Annotated in this window: 17 protein-coding genes; 11 read left to right on the forward strand and 6 right to left on the reverse strand. The window is 64.7% G+C overall.

All coding sequences use genetic code 11. The features are described from left to right. The first annotated feature begins 6 nt into the window (after window positions 1–6). From HALO32_RS08860 to sixA, 3 genes are all read left to right on the forward strand, one after another. The gene (locus HALO32_RS08860) at window positions 7–1,449 is read left to right on the forward strand and encodes an NAD(P)(+) transhydrogenase (Re/Si-specific) subunit beta (RefSeq protein WP_151443430.1); all 1,443 of its coding nucleotides are present in this window, start codon (window positions 7–9) and stop codon (window positions 1,447–1,449) included. 113 nt (window positions 1,450–1,562) lie between these two features. Then, on the forward strand, window positions 1,563–2,630 hold the full coding sequence (locus tag HALO32_RS08865) for an NAD(P)H-dependent glycerol-3-phosphate dehydrogenase (protein WP_151443431.1): 1,068 nt from the start codon (window positions 1,563–1,565) through the stop codon (window positions 2,628–2,630). Beyond that, on the forward strand, window positions 2,623–3,120 hold the full coding sequence (sixA, locus tag HALO32_RS08870) for a phosphohistidine phosphatase SixA (RefSeq protein ID WP_225809870.1): 498 nt from the start codon (window positions 2,623–2,625) through the stop codon (window positions 3,118–3,120). The genes HALO32_RS08865 and sixA overlap by 8 nt, the downstream gene beginning before the upstream one ends. Here the strand turns inward: sixA and HALO32_RS08875 are convergent. Then, window positions 3,113–4,060, reverse strand: coding sequence for an AEC family transporter (locus HALO32_RS08875; protein ID WP_151443432.1), 948 nt, complete (start codon window positions 4,058–4,060; stop codon window positions 3,113–3,115). The two genes, sixA and HALO32_RS08875, sit on opposite strands and share 8 nt — an antisense overlap. Window positions 4,061–4,292: 232 nt before the next feature. Here HALO32_RS08875 and HALO32_RS08880 point away from each other — a divergent pair, with 232 nt between their 5' ends. From HALO32_RS08880 to HALO32_RS08890, 3 genes are read left to right on the forward strand one after another with little or no spacing between them, the layout of a single operon-like run. After that, window positions 4,293–5,105, forward strand: coding sequence for an alpha/beta fold hydrolase (locus HALO32_RS08880; RefSeq protein WP_151443433.1), 813 nt, complete (start codon window positions 4,293–4,295; stop codon window positions 5,103–5,105). After that, complete coding sequence (locus HALO32_RS08885) at window positions 5,102–5,959, forward strand: alpha/beta fold hydrolase (RefSeq protein ID WP_151443434.1); 858 nt, start codon at window positions 5,102–5,104, stop codon at window positions 5,957–5,959. Before HALO32_RS08880 ends, HALO32_RS08885 begins: the two co-directional genes overlap by 4 nt. Window positions 5,960–5,987: 28 nt before the next feature. Further along, window positions 5,988–7,064 carry a patatin-like phospholipase family protein gene (locus HALO32_RS08890; protein ID WP_151443435.1) on the forward strand — a complete coding sequence of 359 codons (1,077 nt, stop codon included), beginning with the start codon at window positions 5,988–5,990 and terminating at the stop codon, window positions 7,062–7,064. Between the two features lie 32 nt (window positions 7,065–7,096). Here HALO32_RS08890 and HALO32_RS08895 read toward each other — a convergent pair whose 3' ends face one another. Next, the gene (locus HALO32_RS08895) at window positions 7,097–7,675 is read right to left on the reverse strand and encodes a Smr/MutS family protein (RefSeq protein WP_151443436.1); all 579 of its coding nucleotides are present in this window, start codon (window positions 7,673–7,675) and stop codon (window positions 7,097–7,099) included. A 160-nt stretch (window positions 7,676–7,835) separates the two neighbouring features. Here HALO32_RS08895 and prmB point away from each other — a divergent pair, with 160 nt between their 5' ends. The 5 genes from prmB (at window position 7,836) to phaC (ending at window position 12,898) form a co-directional block, all read left to right on the forward strand. Beyond that, window positions 7,836–8,750 (forward strand): 50S ribosomal protein L3 N(5)-glutamine methyltransferase, encoded by a 915-nt coding sequence (gene prmB, locus HALO32_RS08900; protein WP_151443475.1) that lies wholly within the window; start codon window positions 7,836–7,838, stop codon window positions 8,748–8,750. Between the two features lie 30 nt (window positions 8,751–8,780). Then, window positions 8,781–9,866, forward strand: a complete 1,086-nt coding sequence (aroC, locus tag HALO32_RS08905; RefSeq protein WP_151443437.1) for a chorismate synthase — start codon at window positions 8,781–8,783, stop codon at window positions 9,864–9,866. Between the two features lie 57 nt (window positions 9,867–9,923). Then, window positions 9,924–10,355 (forward strand): DUF6489 family protein, encoded by a 432-nt coding sequence (locus tag HALO32_RS08910; protein WP_151443438.1) that lies wholly within the window; start codon window positions 9,924–9,926, stop codon window positions 10,353–10,355. A gap of 133 nt (window positions 10,356–10,488) precedes the next feature. After that, window positions 10,489–10,932: a phasin family protein gene (locus HALO32_RS08915; RefSeq protein ID WP_151443439.1), complete on the forward strand. Its 444-nt coding sequence runs from the start codon at window positions 10,489–10,491 to the stop codon at window positions 10,930–10,932. Window positions 10,933–11,074: 142 nt separating this feature from the next. Then, window positions 11,075–12,898, forward strand: coding sequence for a class I poly(R)-hydroxyalkanoic acid synthase (gene phaC, locus HALO32_RS08920; RefSeq protein WP_151443440.1), 1,824 nt, complete (start codon window positions 11,075–11,077; stop codon window positions 12,896–12,898). Between the two features lie 109 nt (window positions 12,899–13,007). On the opposite strand, the gene lnt is transcribed toward phaC, so the two are convergent. The 4 genes from lnt to HALO32_RS08940 are packed head-to-tail and all read right to left on the reverse strand — an operon-like array spanning window position 13,008 to window position 16,965. Next, the gene (gene lnt / locus HALO32_RS08925; protein WP_225809871.1) at window positions 13,008–14,477 is read right to left on the reverse strand and encodes an apolipoprotein N-acyltransferase; all 1,470 of its coding nucleotides are present in this window, start codon (window positions 14,475–14,477) and stop codon (window positions 13,008–13,010) included. Between the two features lie 27 nt (window positions 14,478–14,504). Next, on the reverse strand, window positions 14,505–15,374 hold the full coding sequence (locus tag HALO32_RS08930) for an HlyC/CorC family transporter (protein ID WP_151443442.1): 870 nt from the start codon (window positions 15,372–15,374) through the stop codon (window positions 14,505–14,507). Continuing rightward, window positions 15,371–15,871 (reverse strand): rRNA maturation RNase YbeY, encoded by a 501-nt coding sequence (ybeY, locus tag HALO32_RS08935; RefSeq protein WP_151443443.1) that lies wholly within the window; start codon window positions 15,869–15,871, stop codon window positions 15,371–15,373. The genes HALO32_RS08930 and ybeY overlap by 4 nt, the downstream gene beginning before the upstream one ends. Continuing rightward, window positions 15,868–16,965, reverse strand: a complete 1,098-nt coding sequence (locus HALO32_RS08940; RefSeq protein WP_151443444.1) for a PhoH family protein — start codon at window positions 16,963–16,965, stop codon at window positions 15,868–15,870. Before HALO32_RS08940 ends, ybeY begins: the two co-directional genes overlap by 4 nt. Between the last annotated feature and the right edge of the window lie 4 nt (window positions 16,966–16,969).

Below are 16,969 nucleotides of genomic sequence, written 5' to 3' on the forward strand. Positions count from 1 at the left end.
CACGACATGTTGGGTCAAGGATTCGTATCTGCCGCGGCGATCGCGGCAAGTGTATTATTCATCCTCTCGCTGGGGGGACTGAGCAACCAGGAAAAGGCCAAGCGGGCCGTCTGGTACGGCATTGTCGGCATGGCCGTGGCGGTGTTCTTCACCGCCTTCGGACCGGGCATCGGCGGCTACTGGTGGATGATCCCGATGATGATCATCGGCGCCGTGATCGGCTGGTATGTGGCCAATAAGGTCGACATGACCGAGATGCCGCAGCTGGTGGCGGCGCTGCACAGCTTCGTCGGCCTGGCTGCGGTCTTCGTGGCCTGGAACGCGGACCTGGAGCGTCGCCGGGTGCTGGCCGTTCAGGCCGTGGAAGGCGCCACCGAGCAGTTCTCGGCCTTTGCCGCCCTGGTGGCCACCAAGGCGCCCGACGAACTGATGTTCCTGCAGATCGAGGTGGTGTTTGCCATCTTCATCGGTGCGGTGACCTTCACCGGCTCGGTGATCGCCTTCGGCAAGCTGGCCGGCAAGGTCGACGGCAAGTCCAAGCAGCTGCCGGGCGGACACCTGCTCAACGCCGGTGCCGCGGTCCTCTCGCTGCTGCTGGCCATTCTCTACCTCAACGGGGCCGGCTTCTGGACCCTGTTGGTGCTGGCGGCGCTGGCCTTCTTCATCGGCTACCACCTGATCATGGGCATCGGCGGTGCCGACATGCCGGTGGTGGTGTCGATGCTCAACAGCTATTCCGGCTGGGCGGCGGCGGCCGTTGGCTTCACGCTCTCCAACGACCTGCTGATCGTTACCGGGGCCCTGGTGGGCTCCTCCGGTGCCATCCTGTCGTACATCATGTGCAAGGCGATGAACCGCAATTTCATCAGCGTCATCCTGGGGGGATTTGGTGGCACCCAGGGGCCAGCAGCCGATATCGAGGGCGAGCAGGTGGCCATCGATGCCGGTGGCGTGGCCAGTGCCCTCAATGATGCCGACAGCGTAATCATCGTGCCGGGCTACGGCATGGCGGTGGCCCAGGCCCAGAATGCGGTCAGCGAGCTGACCCGCAAGCTGCGCAGCGCCGGCAAGAACGTGCGCTTCGGCATCCACCCGGTGGCGGGTCGCCTGCCGGGGCACATGAATGTGCTGCTCGCCGAGGCCAAGGTGCCCTACGACATCGTGCTGGAAATGGACGAGATCAACGACGATTTCCCCACCACCGACGTGGTGATCGTCATCGGCTCCAACGACATCGTCAATCCGGCCGCTCAGGAAGATCCCAACAGCCCGATCGCCGGCATGCCGGTGCTTACTGTGTGGGAGGCCAAGCAGGTGTTTGTCTGCAAGCGTGGCCAGGGTACCGGCTACTCCGGCATCGAGAACCCGCTGTTCTTCAAGGAGAACACCCGGATGTTCTATGGCGATGCCCGTGAGAGCATCGACTCGCTGTTACCGCTGGTCGACTGAGGCTGATTCTGGGCCCAAGGGGCCTGTGCCTCAACGCCTTCAACGGGGGTCTCCCTCGTTGAAGGCGTTTTTCGTTACACTGTCTGCCAACCTTTTCGAGTCTCGGGGCGACCATGTCAGACGAACCCATGCGCGTGGCGGTGCTCGGCGGCGGCAGCTTCGGCACTGCTCTGGCCAGTATCGCGGCCGACAACGGGGCCCAGGTGCGCCAGTGGATGCGCGATGCCGATCTGGCGGCGCAGATCAACCGTGAGCATCGTAACGGCCGCTACCTGCCCGACTATGCCATCAATCCCGCTTTGATGGCCTCCACCGAGATGGCCGAGGTCCTCGAGGGTGCCGACCTGGTGCTGGTGGCCATTCCCTCCAAGGCCTTCCGCGAGGTGGTGCGCCAGGCGCGCCCCTATCTGCATGAACAGCAGATACTGGTCAGCACCACCAAGGGCATCCAGGAAGAGGGCTTCAAGCTGATGAGCCAGATTCTCGAGGAGGAGACCGGCTTTCCCCATATCGGCGTGATTTCGGGGCCGAACCTGGCCGCTGAAGTCGCCGACAAGCAGCTTACCGCCACGGTGATCGCCAGCGATGATCCGCAGACCCGTACCTTTGTGCAGACCGCGCTGGGCTGCGACTACTTCCGGGTCTATGCCAGCAACGACCGCTATGGGGTGGAGCTGGGCGGTTCGCTCAAGAACATCTATGCCATCGCCGCCGGCATGGCGGCGGCACTCGGCATGGGCGAGAACACCCGCAGCATGCTGATGACCCGGGCGCTGGCCGAGATGAGCCGCTTCGCCGTGGACCAGGGGGCCAACCCCATGACCTTCCTGGGCTTGGCGGGGGTGGGCGATCTGATCGTCACCTGCTCCTCCGCCCTGTCACGCAACTACCGGGTGGGTCAGGCCCTGGGGGAGGGCAAGACACTGGACGAGGCGGTGGCGTCGCTGGGCCAGGTTGCCGAGGGAGTCAACACCGTACGCCTGGTGCGCGACAAGGCTCACGAGGACGGTGTCTACATGCCGCTGGCCGAGGGTCTCTACCAGGTGCTGTTCAAGGGCGTGCCGGCCCGGGACATGGCAAGGCTGTTGATGCTCGGCGAACAGAGCAGCGACGTGGAATTCGTGTTGCCCCGCAAGCACGTGCAGCAGGATCGTCGCGACAGGGGCGACCGCCGTGACTGAGCGACTGCTGATCATGCGCCACGGCGAGGCCGCACCGGGCCGCCCTGACCACGAGCGCGAGCTGACTTCGCGCGGGCAGGAGGAGGTGCGTTGCATGGGCCGCTGGCTTGCTGCCCGCGAGGACCGGGGCTTCCCGCGCCTGCGACTGCTGGCCAGTCCCTATGTGCGGGCCCGACAGACGGCGCAGCAGATCGCCGAGCCCCTGGGGCTTGTGGTCGAGTCCCTGCCGATCATCACTCCCGACGCACCCCCCGAGGGGGTGGTGGAGTGGTTGCTGAAGCAGCCGGAGGGGCAGCCCTTGATGCTGATCAGCCATATGCCACTGGTCGCGGCCCTCACAGGCCTGCTGGTGGAAGGACGGAGCGAGCGCGGGGTCGGCTTCCCCGCGGCCGCCGTAGCGGAGCTCGAGTCCGAGGTGTGGGCGGCAGGCTGCGCCCGCCTTCGCGGGTTCACCAGTCCAGCAGGGCTGAGATCAGCCGATCCTAGATAAGCCCGGCGGCCCTGAGCATGAAGGCCCCCAGGGTGATGGTCAGGCTGGCCATCAAGGTGGTCAGGGCGATGATGTTGGCGGTGAGGGCGGCATTGCCGCCCATTGCCTTGGCCATCACGAAGGCCGCGGCGGCGGTAGGGCTGGCGAAGAACAGGAACATGACGCCCAGCTCGCGTCCTTCGAATCCGAAGAGCCAGGCGGTGCCGGTGGCCAGTGCGGGCAGGGTGACCATCTTCATCAGGCTGGCGCTGATCGCCAGTCGACCCGAGTGGCGGATCTCGCCCAGCGAGAGGGTGGCGCCGATGCAGATCAGGGCCAGCGGCAGGGTCAGGGAGGCAAAATAGTCGCCGGAGGTCATCAGCCACCCGGGCAGGGGTACGCCAGCGGCGGCCACGGGTATGGCGGCAACCACGGCGAGGATCAGCGGGTTGGTGATGATATGCCCGAGGATGCTGCGCCAGTCGGTGTTCCGGTTCACCTGGTAGCTGGCCAGGACGATCACCGAGAAGATGTTGTAGCTGAGGATCACCACCCCCAGCAGCAGGCCGCCGGCGGACAGTCCGTAATCCCCGTACATGCCGGCGGCAAGCGCCAGGCCGACGATGCCGCAGTTGCCGCGGAAAGCGCCCTGGACATAGACGCCGCGCGCCTCTCGGGGGACGCGCAGCAGCGCCCAGCCCCAGCTGAACAGGAAGCTGCCGAGAGTCGCCAGGGCGAAGACGCCGAGCAGCGCCGGGTTCAGGGTGGCCACCAGGTCAGCACGGATGATGCTGAGAAAGATTAGCGTGGGCAGGGTGGCCTTGAAGACCAACATCGAGGCGGTGGCGACGAAGGACTGGTCGATCCAGCCGGCGCGCTTCAAGCCGAGGCCGATGAAGACCATGGCGAAGACCGGCAGGGTGATCTCCAGGGTCTGCAGGAAGAGGGCGGAGAGCTCCATGGGGGCTGGCCTAGCGCATCAGCCAGAAGCCGACGACAAGGGCGGCCACCACGGTCACCAGGAACATGCGATTGCGGGTGCGGGTACCCTGGACGGGCTTGCGGGGGTCTTCCATGAAGGGCTCCTGTCGGTTCGCCTGTTGCCGCCGCGCGACTTGGCGAATCATGGTAATCCCGTTAGCCTGCTATCGCCAGAAGGGTGTCGGCCAGGCACCCGCCAGCCGGAAGAGTCCATGAGCAGATCCGACCACGCCTTACCCCCCCTTGTCTTCGCCCATGCCAACGGCTTCCCGGGGCAGAGCTATCGCAGTTTTCTGGCGCCGCTGGCCGAGCGCTTCGACCTTCACCCCCTGGACCGTCTGGGTCATCATCCCGACTTCCCCGTCGGCCACAACTGGCTGGCGCTGCGCGACGAATTGCTCGACCACCTGACCCACCTCCCGGCCCCGGTGGTCGGCGTGGGCCACTCTATGGGGGGTGTGCTGATGGCCATGGCTGCCGAGCACGCTCCCGAGCGGTTCCGCTGCGTGGTGATGCTCGATCCACCGCTGATGCTGGGCCTGTCGGCCTGGGTCATGAAGGCGGCCAAGCGCCTGGGTCTGGCCGACCACATCACTCCGGCCGGCAGGACCCTGGGACGTCGTGACAGCTGGCCCAGCCAGGAGGCCATGTTGCATTATCTGCGTCGGCGGGGGCTCTTCCGGCGCTTCACCGAGGCCGCCCTGCACGACTACGTGGCTGGCGGCACCCGGGAACTGGACGACGGTCGCGTGGTGCTGCTCTACGATCCCGATATCGAAGTACAGATATTTCGCCACCTGCCGGACCACCTCGGCGATCTGCCTGGCCGCGTCAGGGTGCCCCTGGGCGTTCTGGCCGGTGCCGAGTCCGACCTTCTCACGGTGCGGCGACGTCGCCAGCTGCAACGGCGGGGCGTCAGCGTGGCCCAGGTCCCGGGTGGGCACATGTTTCCCATGGAGTTTCCCGACCAGACTCGCTCGGCCCTGCAGGTCATGCTCGACGAGCTGATGGAGTCGCCGGCATGAGTGAACCCCGATCCCTGCGGTTGGCCGAGGGTCGCCTGGCGGCGCTGGCCTGGGGCGAAGAGCAGGCCCCCACCTGGCTGGCGCTGCACGGTTGGCTGGACAACGCCGCCAGCTTCTCTCGCCTCGCCCCGCGGCTGGTCGCGGCGCTCGGCATCCAGGTAGTGGCCATCGATTTCTCCGGTCATGGATTATCTCACCACCGCCGAGGTGACTATGCACTGTGGGACTACTGTCACGACCTCCTCGATGCCTGCGACCACCTGGGCCTCTCGCGGGTGACGCTTCTGGCCCACTCCATGGGAGCCGGCGTGGCCTGCCTGACGGCCGCTGCCCTTCCGGAGCGCGTCGAGACACTGGTACTGCTCGACGGTCTGGGCGCCTTGACCACCGAGGCCGATGAAGCGCCTGCCCAGCTGCGCAAGGGCCTGCTCGCCGATCGACGCCCCCTCTCGCCGGCGCCGCGCTATCCTGATAGTGAGACCGCCGTGGCGGCCCGTGTGGCCGGTGGGGCGACACCCATCGATGCCGAAACGGCGCGCCCACTGGTATCACGCAATCTCGAGGTCTTGCCCGACGGTCATGTGCAGCTGCGGACCGATGCACGCTTGCTGCGGCCGTCCCTGGTGCGGCTCGCTCCCGAGCAGATCGGGGCCATGCTGACGGCGATCCGTTGCCCGGTGCTGCTGGTGGAAGGCGAAACCGGTATTCTGGGAGACCGGGAACGGGCGCGCCGCGCCCGGACGGCGGTGACCAGGCTGACTCGTTGCGTGCTGTCGGGCGGGCACCACCTGCATCTGGAGCCACCGGCCGTCGCTGGGGTGGCAGCGACCATCGTGAGGTGGCATGAAAGCTGATCGTGGGAGTCGAGAAGGGGGGCGCGTCATGAGCCGGCAGCGAGAAGCCGACAAGGCAGGGCAGAAGACCGTGGCCCTGGTGCTGGGCAGTGGTGGTGCACGAGGCTATGCCCATATCGGGGTCATCGAAGAGCTCGAGGCACGGGGCTACCGAGTGGTGGCGATCTCCGGCTGTTCCATGGGCGCCCTGGTCGGTGGCGTCTACGCAGCGGGGAAACTGGCCGCCTACCGCGACTGGGTGTGCCAACTGGACTATTTCGATGTGCTCAGGCTGGTCGATGTCACCTGGAGTCCCATGGGGGCCATGAAGGCCAGCAAGGTGATGGACAAACTTGATCATCTTATCGGCGATACTCTCATCGAGGATCTGGCGATTCCGGTGACCACCGTGGCGACGGATCTTACCCGTCAGCGCGAGGTCTGGTTCCAGGATGGCCCGCTGCTCGAGGCGATTCGCGCGTCCATCGCTGTCCCCGGAGTCATCACGCCGGTGCATCGCGGTGACCAGGTGCTGGTGGACGGGGGGCTGCTCAATCCGCTGCCGATCATCCCCACGGTGTCGGCCCAGGCGGACTTCGTGCTGGCGGTGAATGTCACCGCCCACAGCCCGCGGCCGGTGACCCTGGAGGAACTGCTACCTCCCGAGGAAGCCGCCCAGGAGCAGGCACGGGAAACATCCCGAGATGCCGGTGGCGTCGACTTCAACCACTGGATCGACGGGGTTCGTGGCGCTGCCCGACGACTGCTCGATGGTTTCGGCAACCACGATGAGGCCGACACCGCCGACAAGAGCGAGATGGAAGAGGCCATGGAAGGTGGTCGACGCCAGTGGGGGCGCATGGACATGGTGCTGGCCTCCTTCGATATCACCCAGGCGGCCCTGGCCAAGTACAAGGTGGCGGGTTATCCGCCGGATGTGCTCATCGAGGTGCCCAAGACGGTCTGTGGTGCCTACGAGTTCCACCGTGCCGAGGCGCTGATCAGCCTCGGCAGGCACCTGGCCGGGGAGGCGCTGGACCGCTTCGAGGGACATGTCGACCATGGCGGGGGCGGGCCTTCCATCCTCCTGGAGGCGCCGGCCGAGAAAAGTCAGGAAGGGGAGTAGGGGATGGAGGGGAGCGCGCATCCTGAGTCGTGTCAGGCTCGACCGCCACGACGCCTGAGCAGTACATAGACTGCTCCCGTGCCGCCATCGATGGTGGTGGCCGAACAGAAGGCCAGTACGCTGGGCCACTCCCGCAACCAGGCATTCACGTGGCTCTTGATCATCGGGTAGTCGCTGGTGGTTCCCCAGGCCTTGCCGTGTACGATCAGCACGCAGCGTCGCCGGCGGCTTGTGGCATCACGCAGGAAGGCCTCCAGTTCCTCGCGGGCCTCTTCAAGGGTATGGCCATGCAGGTCGAGTCCTGCCTCCCAGCCGATGCGTCCTCGTTTGAGCTGCTGGCGCGTGCGCCATGGCAGGTCGGGCAGCGCGAAGTCGAGGAATTCGGAGGGGCGTACCGGCTCTACCCGGCCGTCCGAGGTGCGGCCGACCGTCGCGAGATCGTCAGTGGCCGCGGTCGCGGCGGCCCGTCGTTCGGCTGCGGCCGGGTCTCCCCGGCGCCGACGGCCGGGATCGGCCCTATTGCTGGCGATCGGGCGTACCCCGGCGTCCCGCAGGGCCTGACGAAAGGCGCTGATCTCTTCCTCTTCCAGCGGATGGCGGTCTCGACTCATGGGGCATTCGGCTTGTGACGCAAAGCGCCAGTATACCGCCCCTGCCGTGGCTGTGAACCGCGGGCCCGGTTACAATCGGGTCTCGTGCTATCCGAATTCCTCGACTCCAGGATGTCCCGTGGCTGATTCTCTCGCTGAAGCGTCTTCCTCCACCCTCGTCATGCATGATGAGGCCCTTGCCGATGGCCTGGTCACCCTGCGCGATTGCCTGCGCTGGGCAGCCAGCGAGTTCCATCTGGCGGGCCTCTTCTACGGCCACGGCACCGATTCCGCCTGGGACGAGGCGGTGGCACTGACTCTCGGCGCTCTGCACCTGCCCTGGAACGTCGACCCGGCGGTACTCGATGCGCGGCTGCTGCCCATGGAGCGCATTCGCATCGTCGCCCTGGTGCGAGCCCGCATCGAGACCCGCCGCCCGTTGCCCTATCTGCTGGGCGAGGCCTTCTTCGCTGGTATCCCCTTCAGCGTCGACGAGCGGGTCTTGATTCCCCGCTCACCCATCGCCGAACTGATCGAGCATGGCTTCGCCGCCTGGTTCCCCGTCGAGCCGCCGGCTCGGGTGCTGGACCTCTGTGCCGGCTCGGGCTGCATCGGCATCGCCACGGCGCTGCACCTGCCCGGCTGTGAGGTCGACCTGGCCGACATCAGTTCCGATGCTCTGACCGTGGCCCGCGAGAACATCTCTCGCCATGATGTGGGCGAGCGAGTGCGTGCCGTGGAATCTGACCTCTTCGCGGGTCTTGCCGGTCGACGCTATGACCTGATCGTCTGCAACCCGCCCTACGTGGATACCCACGACCTGACTACCATGCCTGTCGAGTTCCGCCATGAGCCGGCATTGGCGCTGGGCGCCGGCACCGACGGACTGGACATCGTGCGGCGTATCCTGCGCGAGGCGCGCGACCACCTTACGGACGAGGGCGTATTGATCGTCGAGCTCGGTAATTCCGACCACCACCTGGAGGCCGCCTTCCCCGAGGTGCCCTTCCTGTGGCTCGAATTCGAGCGCGGCGGCCAGGGCGTGTTTGCCCTGACCGCTGCAGAACTCGACGCCCATGCGGCGTCCTTTGCCTGATCTCCATTTTCCGACCCGGGAGGAGCGCCCATGTCCGGCAACACCTTCGGCAAAGTCTTTACCGTCACCACCTTCGGCGAGAGCCACGGCCCCGCGCTGGGGGCTACCGTCGATGGCTGCCCGCCGGGACTGCCGCTCACCGAGGAAGATCTGCAGCGTGACCTGGATCGTCGCCGCCCCGGCAGTTCTCGCCACACCACTCAGCGGCGAGAGTCGGACCGGGTGCAGATTCTCTCCGGGGTCTTCGAGGGGGTGACCACCGGTACGCCCATCGGCCTGCTGATCGAGAACACCGACCAGCGCTCCAAGGATTATTCGAAGATCAAGGACCAGTTTCGCCCGGCTCACGCCGACTACAGTTATCACCACAAGTACGGTATCCGCGACTACCGAGGCGGCGGTCGCTCCAGCGCCCGCGAGACCGCCATGCGAGTCGCGGCCGGAGCCATCGCCAAGAAGTATCTTGCCGCCCAGGGAGTCACCATCCGCGGCTACATGAGCCAGCTCGGTCCGATCGCCATCGACTTCAAGCAGTGGGAGTCCGTGGACGAGAATCCCTTCTTCTGCCCCGACCCGGATCGCGTGGCGGAGCTCGAGACCTACATGGACCAGTTGCGCCGTGATCAGGACTCGGTGGGGGCAAGGATCAGCGTGGTGGCCGAGGGCGTGCCGCCGGGGCTTGGCGAGCCGGTATTCGACCGCCTGGACGCCGAACTGGCCCACGGTCTGATGAGCATCAACGCGGTGAAGGGCGTGGAGATCGGGGACGGCTTCGCCGTCGTGGCAAGCCGCGGCAGCGAGCATCGCGACGAGATGACCCCTGAGGGCTTCCTCTCCAATCATGCCGGCGGGGTGCTCGGCGGCATCTCCAGCGGCCAGGCGATCATCGCCCACCTGGCCCTCAAGCCCACCTCCAGCATCACCACGCCCGGGCGCAGCATCGACATCCATGGCAACCCGGTGGAGGTGGTGACCAGGGGGCGCCATGATCCCTGTGTCGGCATCCGTGCCACGCCCATTGCCGAGGCGATGATGGCGCTGACGCTGATGGATCACCTGCTGCGCCACCGCGGTCAGAATGCCGATGTCCGGGTATCGACACCTTGGCTGCGCTGAACCGCACCATCCGTCATGGCTGCTACACTTCTCCTGACCACCAACAAGAGTGACACCATGAAGATCAACGTCGATTTCGACCTGACCCCCGAGGAGTTTCGCCGCGCACTTGGCCTGCCGGATGTGGAGGCCTTTCAGAAAGATCTGATGAACCGCATCTACAAGCAGATGGAGTCGGGCACGGAAGGCTATGACCCGATGAGCCTGATGCAGCCTTTCCTGCAGCAGCCCGGCTTGTCGCAGAACGTTTCCCAGAACCTCTCCCAAGGGTTGTCGAGTTTTGGCAACTACCAGCAGATGATGCTCGACATGCTGACCAAGGCCGCCAGTTCTTCTAGTACCGGTAGCGGGACGTCGAGCAATGACCAGAGCGACCAGAATTCCGAATCGGGGGACAGCGGCAAATCCTCCAGTGGCTCTGCTGGAACCTCCAGTACCTCTCGAAAGTCCTCGGCAAGCGCCCGTTCCCGCAGCAAGCGCGACAGCTGATAGCGGAAATCGCCCGGCCTTGTTCGACCTTCGCGAGGGCGTTATGAATACGGTTGCAACGGGGAAGGTTGAAGACTAGGATTTGTGCAGTGCAACAAGCCGTTTACTATCGATCCTCCAGGAGGAATTCGACATGCAAGACCAAGACAAGATGATCAACGCATTCAACGAGCAGACCCGCCAGTTCTTCGAGCCGATGCGCAAGCTCAACTCCCTGATGCTGAACAATATGGAGAAGATGACTCAGTATCAGATGGAGTCGATGAAGCGCTACAGCCAGATGGGCACCGAGCGCATGCGCGATGCCAGCGAAGTCAGCGATGCGGACAGCATGCGCGACTTTGGTACTCGCCAGGCCGAGATGATGAACGAGCTCTCCAAGCAGATGCTCGAGGATGCCAAGGCGATGAGTGAAATGAGCCTCGAGTTCAAGGCCGAGCTCGAGAAGCTCTACGCCGAATCGGGCAAGCAGCTCGCCGAGCAGGCTGAAAAGGCCGGGCAGGCTGCCAAGGGCGAGGCATCGAAGTCGGATGAACCCGCCAAGGCGACCAGCCAGTCCACGTCGCGCAAGCGCTGATATCGCGACAATCTAATGGCGACTATCCGGTCTCCGGTTCACGGGGACCGGATATTGCCGTTGTTAGTCGTATCGAAACCTAGGTCGGTTTCAGTGTTCGCCCGTCAAAAACACCGGCCTTCATGAATGACAGGAGGGGTCAATGCAGTCAGGGGTGCAAGCACCGACACAGGTCGAGCTCGAGGCCTGGAACACTCAGCTCGCCGCGATCAGCGAGGAATACAAGGCCTTGATGCAGGATCTGCTGGCGCGCATGGTGCCCAGCGATGCAGCGGAATCAGTCCATCAAGACATGCGCCAGTGCTTCCAGGCAGGTGCCCAATCGCTGATGCAGAACCCGCCCCTGCTGTGGCAGACCCAGTCGCGGCTGCTCCAGGATCAGTTCCAGCTATGGCAGCAATCGCTGCGCAGCTTCTCCGGCGAGGACATCGAGCCGTTGATAACGCCGAGCAAAGGCGATCGCCGCTTCAAGGATGATGCCTGGTACGACGATCCCTATTATCAGGCGATCATGCAGCAGTACCTGATGTTCTCGCGCACGGTGGAAGAGCTCATCGAGAACCTCGATGGCCTTTCGGAGGATCAGAAGCGCAATCTCGGTTTCTACGCGCGCCAGTTGGTCAATGCCATGGCGCCGACCAATTTCGTCACCACCAATCCCGAGGTGATGCGCAGGACCATGGAAACCCGCGGCCAGAACCTGATTGAAGGCCTGGCACGCTTGCGCGAGGACCTGGCCAACTCCGCCGAGGGCCTCAATGTCACCATGACCGATCGCAGCGCCTTCGAGATCGGTGAGAACATTGCCGTCACTCCCGGGGCAGTGGTCTACGAGAACGAGTTGATCCAGCTGATCCAGTACACGCCGACCACTGAGCAGGTCTACAAGACCCCGTTGCTCGTGGTGCCGCCCTGGATCAACAAGTACTACATCCTCGACCTCCGCCAGGATAACTCTCTGGTTCGGTGGCTGGTGGAGCAGGGCCATACCGTTTTCCTGATCTCCTGGCGCAATCCAGGTCCGGAACAGCGAGATCTGAACTGGGCCGACTATATGCAGCTGGGCCCCATCGACGCCATGGGAGCCATCGAGCAGGCCACCGGCGAGAAGTCGGTCAACCTGATGAGCTACTGCATCGGCGGGACCCTGGCCGCCTCGACCATGGCTTACCTGACCAGCACCCGGCGTGGTCGCAAGGTCAAATCAGTAACCTATATGGCCACCCTGCAGGACTTTCGTGATCCGGGCGAGATTGGTGTCTTCCTCTCCGAAACGGTGCTCGACGGCATCGAGGCCAAGCTCGAGCGTGACGGCTACCTGGACGGTCGGGTGATGGCCTACTCCTTCAACCTGCTCCGTGAGAACGATCTCTTCTGGTCCTTCTACATCAATAATTACCTGAAGGGTGAGGCACCGGCGCCTTTCGACCTGCTCTACTGGAACACTGACGGCACCAACTTGCCGGCCGGTACCCACGCCTGGTACCTGCGGCACATGTATCTGGAGAATCGTCTGGTCCAGCCGGATGGCATCGAGCTTGACGGTGTGAAGATCGATCTGCGCAAGATCTCCACGCCGAGCTACTTTATCTCTCCCCGTGAGGATCATATCGCCAAGTGGAACAGTACCTACTATGGGGCGCTGCTGCCCAAGGGGAAGGTCAAGTTCGTGCTGGGTGGCTCCGGCCATATCGCTGGAATCGTCAATCCGCCCAGCAAGAACAAGTACGGTTACTGGACCAACGATGCGCTTCCGGAGACTCCCGAGGAGTGGCTCGAGGGTGCCGAGCAGCATGAAGGTTCCTGGTGGCCCCACTGGCAGCAGTGGATCACCGAGAATGGCTATGTGGACACCGAGAAGCTGGTACCGGCTCGACAGCCCGGCGACGGTGAGCTCGACATCCTTGAACCGGCGCCGGGGCGCTATGTGCGCATGACCATCCCTGAGGTGCTGGGCGAGAAGTAAGCGCCGAGCTACAAGTGAACCCCGAGGCCATGACCTCGGGGTTTGCTTTTTTCAGGAGCAGCACACACTGATGGCTGCTTGGCTGCTTGGCTGCTTGGCTGCTTGGCTGCTATTGGCTCGGCGCTCGGCGCTGAATCCCCGGCAGCACCAGCAGGGCGGCCAGCAGCCAGGCTGGCCAACTGCCCGTGCGGGTGAAAGGGGTGAGGCCTTGCATGGGCGTAACCTCGTCTTCGAGCATCGTGGTCTCGAACTGAGGTGCCCGGGCGGTGACTTTTCCCTGTGGGTCGATGAAGGCGGTGACCCCGTTGCTGGTGGCACGCACCACCGGACGACCGTTCTCCAGGGCTCGCAGGCGTGCCATCTGCAGGTGCTGCAGAGGTCCGATGGAGGCGCCGAACCAGGTGTCGTTGGAGACCGTGAGAAGCACCTCGGCATCGCGGGCGCGCGAGGCCACCAGGTCGGCATAGATGATCTCGTAGCAGATGGCAACGCCGAGGGTCAGCTCGCCGACGCGCATCGGCGGTTGATCGGAGGGTCCCGGCGTCATGGTCGGCGCCGGCAGATCGAAGAAGGCGATCGCCCCGCGCAGCAGGTTCTCCAGGGGCAGGTATTCGCCGAATGGCACCAGGTGGGCCTTGCGATATTCGCCCTCGACGTCGCCCCGGCCGACGACGCTGTTGTAGTAGAGACCACTGTCGTCACGCTGGAGAATCCCGGTGAGCAGGTCGGTACCCGTCGGCAGGCTGGACTGGGCGCGGTCGAGCATGGGCGCCGCCTGGTCCTCGAACATGGGCAGGGCGGCCTCGGGCCAGATCACCAGGTCGACATCCTCCTCCAGATCCCGCGTCATCGAAAGATAGGTGTCGACAGCGCGCCTCTGTCCCTCGGGGGTCCACTTGATCAGCTGGGGGAGGTTGCCCTGCAGAAGGGCGACGCGCACCGGCTCGCCGGCGGGGGAGGTCCATTGGACGGGCATTACAAGTGGTACCAACCACAACACCGTAACGGGTGCGACGGCCCACCAGCGGCGGCGCAGGAACTCCACCCCTAGACTGCCCGTTAGGACGGTGATCAGTGACAGCAGGTAGACGCCGCCTACCGGGGCCCAGGCAGCGAGAGGCGAGTCCACCTGGCCACTGCCCAGCAGGAGCCAGGGGAAGCCGGTGAATAGCCAGGTACGCAGCCATTCGCCGAACACCCAGGCACCCGCAAAGCTCAGTGCCGCCAGGCGAGGACCGCACAGCCGCCGATAGAGCCAGAGGGTGGCCGCGAAGAATAGTGCCAGGCCGGCGACGAACAGCGCAGTGAGGAAGAGTGCCAGGGGCACGCCGGTATAGCCGTAATCATGAATCGAGACATAGACCCAGGAAGCGCCGGACCCGAATAGTCCCAAGCCATAGCACCAGCCGCGAAGTGCCGCCTGGGCGGGCGTCAGGGAATGAAGGCCCAGATAGACAAGCCCGGCGGCGACCGGTCCCAGCCACCAGAGCTCGAAGGGGGAAGCGGTCAGTGTGGTGAGGCCACCGGCCAGCAGAGCCGCCAGGCAGCCCAGCGCCGGGGTCAGACGAGCGTCAGCCATGGTGTCCATCCGTGGTGAGGGGCCGCATTACTCCTCGGGGGTTTCCTCGCAGGGCTCGGCCTCGAGCAGGCGGATGCGGCGATTGTCGGCGTTGAGCACCGTGAAACGCCAGCCACCGATATCGGTGTGCTCGCCGCGCCCCGGCAGGTGGCCGAACCGCTGCATCACTAGTCCGCCCAGGGTGTCGAACTCGTCGTCGGAGAAACGGGTGCCGAAGCGATCGTTGAAGTCCTCGATGGTGGTCAGGGCGCGAATCGCATAGCGATCGTCGCCGAGCTCGCGGATATCGATCTCCTCGTCGATGTCATGTTCATCTTCGATTTCGCCGACGATCTCCTCGAGGATATCCTCGATAGTGACGATGCCTGCCGTGCCCCCGTACTCATCCACCACCACCGCCATGTGGTTGCGAGTATCCTGGAACTCCTTGAGCAGGCTATTGAGACGCTTGGATTCAGGGACGAACATCGCCGGACGCAGTACCTCGTCGAGCTGGAAGGGCATGCCGTTGCCTTGGCCGCTGCGCAGCAGGGGCAGCAGATCCTTGGCTAGCAGGATGCCCTTGACCTCATCCAGGTTCTCGCCGATCACCGGATAGCGGGAGTGTCCGGTCTCGAGTATGACCGGCAGGTACTCCTCGAGGGGCTGGTCGAGGGCGATGGCGGTGATCTGGGAGCGCGGGATGAGGACCTCGCGCACCTGCTGGTCGCTGATGTTCAGAGCGCCCTCGATGATCATCATGGCGTCCTGGTCGAGCTTGAGGCGAGAGCCCGCCTGGCGCAGGAATTCCAGCAGCTCATCGCGGGAGCTGGGTTCATCGCTGTCGCTGGACAGGGCGCTGAACAGTTTGTCGAGCCAGGACTTGCTGCCCTGGCTGCTCGATCGATCTTCGCTCATGCGTCGGCTCTCTCGTCCTCGGTATCGGAATCGCGATTCGACGGCGCATAGGGGTCGGCGATCCCCAGCGACGCGAGTATCTCACGCTCAAGGGCCTCCATGGCCTCGGCTTCGGCCTCTTCCTCATGGTCATGACCCAGAAGATGCAAGGTGCCGTGGACTACCATGTGAGCGTAGTGAGCGCGCAGCGACTTGTCCTGTTCCGCGGCTTCGCGGATCACCACCGGGTGGCAGATCACCAGGTCACCCAGCAGTGGTAGCTCGACATCCGGCGGGCTCTCGAAGGGGAAGGAGAGCACGTTGGTTGGCTTGTCCATGCCGCGGTAGCTGAGGTTGAGGGCCTGGCTCTCGGCGTCATCGACGTAGCGTATGGTGAGCTCGTGGCGTGATTCATCGGTATGCCGTGCCAGCACCCCGGCCACCCAGGCCTCGAGCTCGGCTTGGGATGGCAGATCTTCCGCCTCCAGGGCGATCTGGCGATCTACGAGGGGGCTCATGAATCCGCGGATCCTGGGGCGTCGTGGCGCTGCTTGTTCTGCCGGGAACGCTCCAGGCGTTCCTGTCGCTGGGCCTCGCGTTCCTCGCGCTGGGCGCGTTCGGAGGCTTCCTGTTCGGCCTCGAAGTGGTCATAGGCCTCGATGATGCGCTGCACCAGTGGGTGACGTACCACATCCTTGGCGGCAAAGTGGGTCACGCCGATGCCGGGGGTTCCCTTGAGCACCTCGAGCACCTGGATCAGCCCCGAACTCTGGCCGCGGGGCAGGTCGACCTGGGTGATGTCGCCGGTGATCACCGCGGTGGAGCCGAAGCCGATGCGAGTCAGGAACATCTTCATCTGTTCGCGAGTGGTGTTCTGGCTCTCGTCGAGGATGATGAAGGCGTTGTTGAGGGTGCGTCCGCGCATGTAGGCCAGCGGGGCGATCTCGATGACCTGGCGTTCGATCAGCTTGGCCACCTGCTCGAAGCCGATCATCTCGTAGAGAGCGTCGTAGAGCGGGCGCAGGTAAGGGTCGATCTTCTGGGCCAGGTCGCCGGGCAGGAAGCCGAGCTTCTCGCCGGCCTCCACGGCCGGACGCACCAGCAGGATGCGGCGCACTTCCTGCTGGTTGAGGGCCTCTACCGCCGCCGCCACGGCCAGGTAGGTCTTGCCGGTACCCGCCGGGCCGATGCCGAAGTTGATGTCATGCGCGCGAATGCTCTGCACATAGTTCTGCTGGTTCAGGCCGCGTGGCTTGATCAGCGTGCGCGGCGTGCGCAGCAGGACTTCGTCGTCAGGTTCTCCGCCTTCCTCTTCATCCAGCGCCTCCAGGCCCGATTCCTGCAGGAAGAGGTGCACGGTATCCGGGTCCAGGTCGCTGACCTCGGCCTCGCGGTAGAGGTGTTCCAGTACGTTGGCGGCTGCCTTGACGCGATGAGACGGTCCCGCGAGCTGGAAGATGTTGCCGCGGTTGCGAAGGGTGATGCCGAGTCGCGACTCGACCAGCTTGAGATTCTCGTCGCGCTGGCCGCAGAGGTTGGCCAGGCGACGGGGGTCGTTGGGCTCGAGATTCAGAGTAATGATGCGGTTGGCCTGGGAGGCTGGTTGGGTCAAGTCG

The sequence above is a fragment of the Halomonas lysinitropha genome, from assembly GCF_902500215.1.
GTDB lineage: Bacteria > Pseudomonadota > Gammaproteobacteria > Pseudomonadales > Halomonadaceae > Halomonas > Halomonas lysinitropha.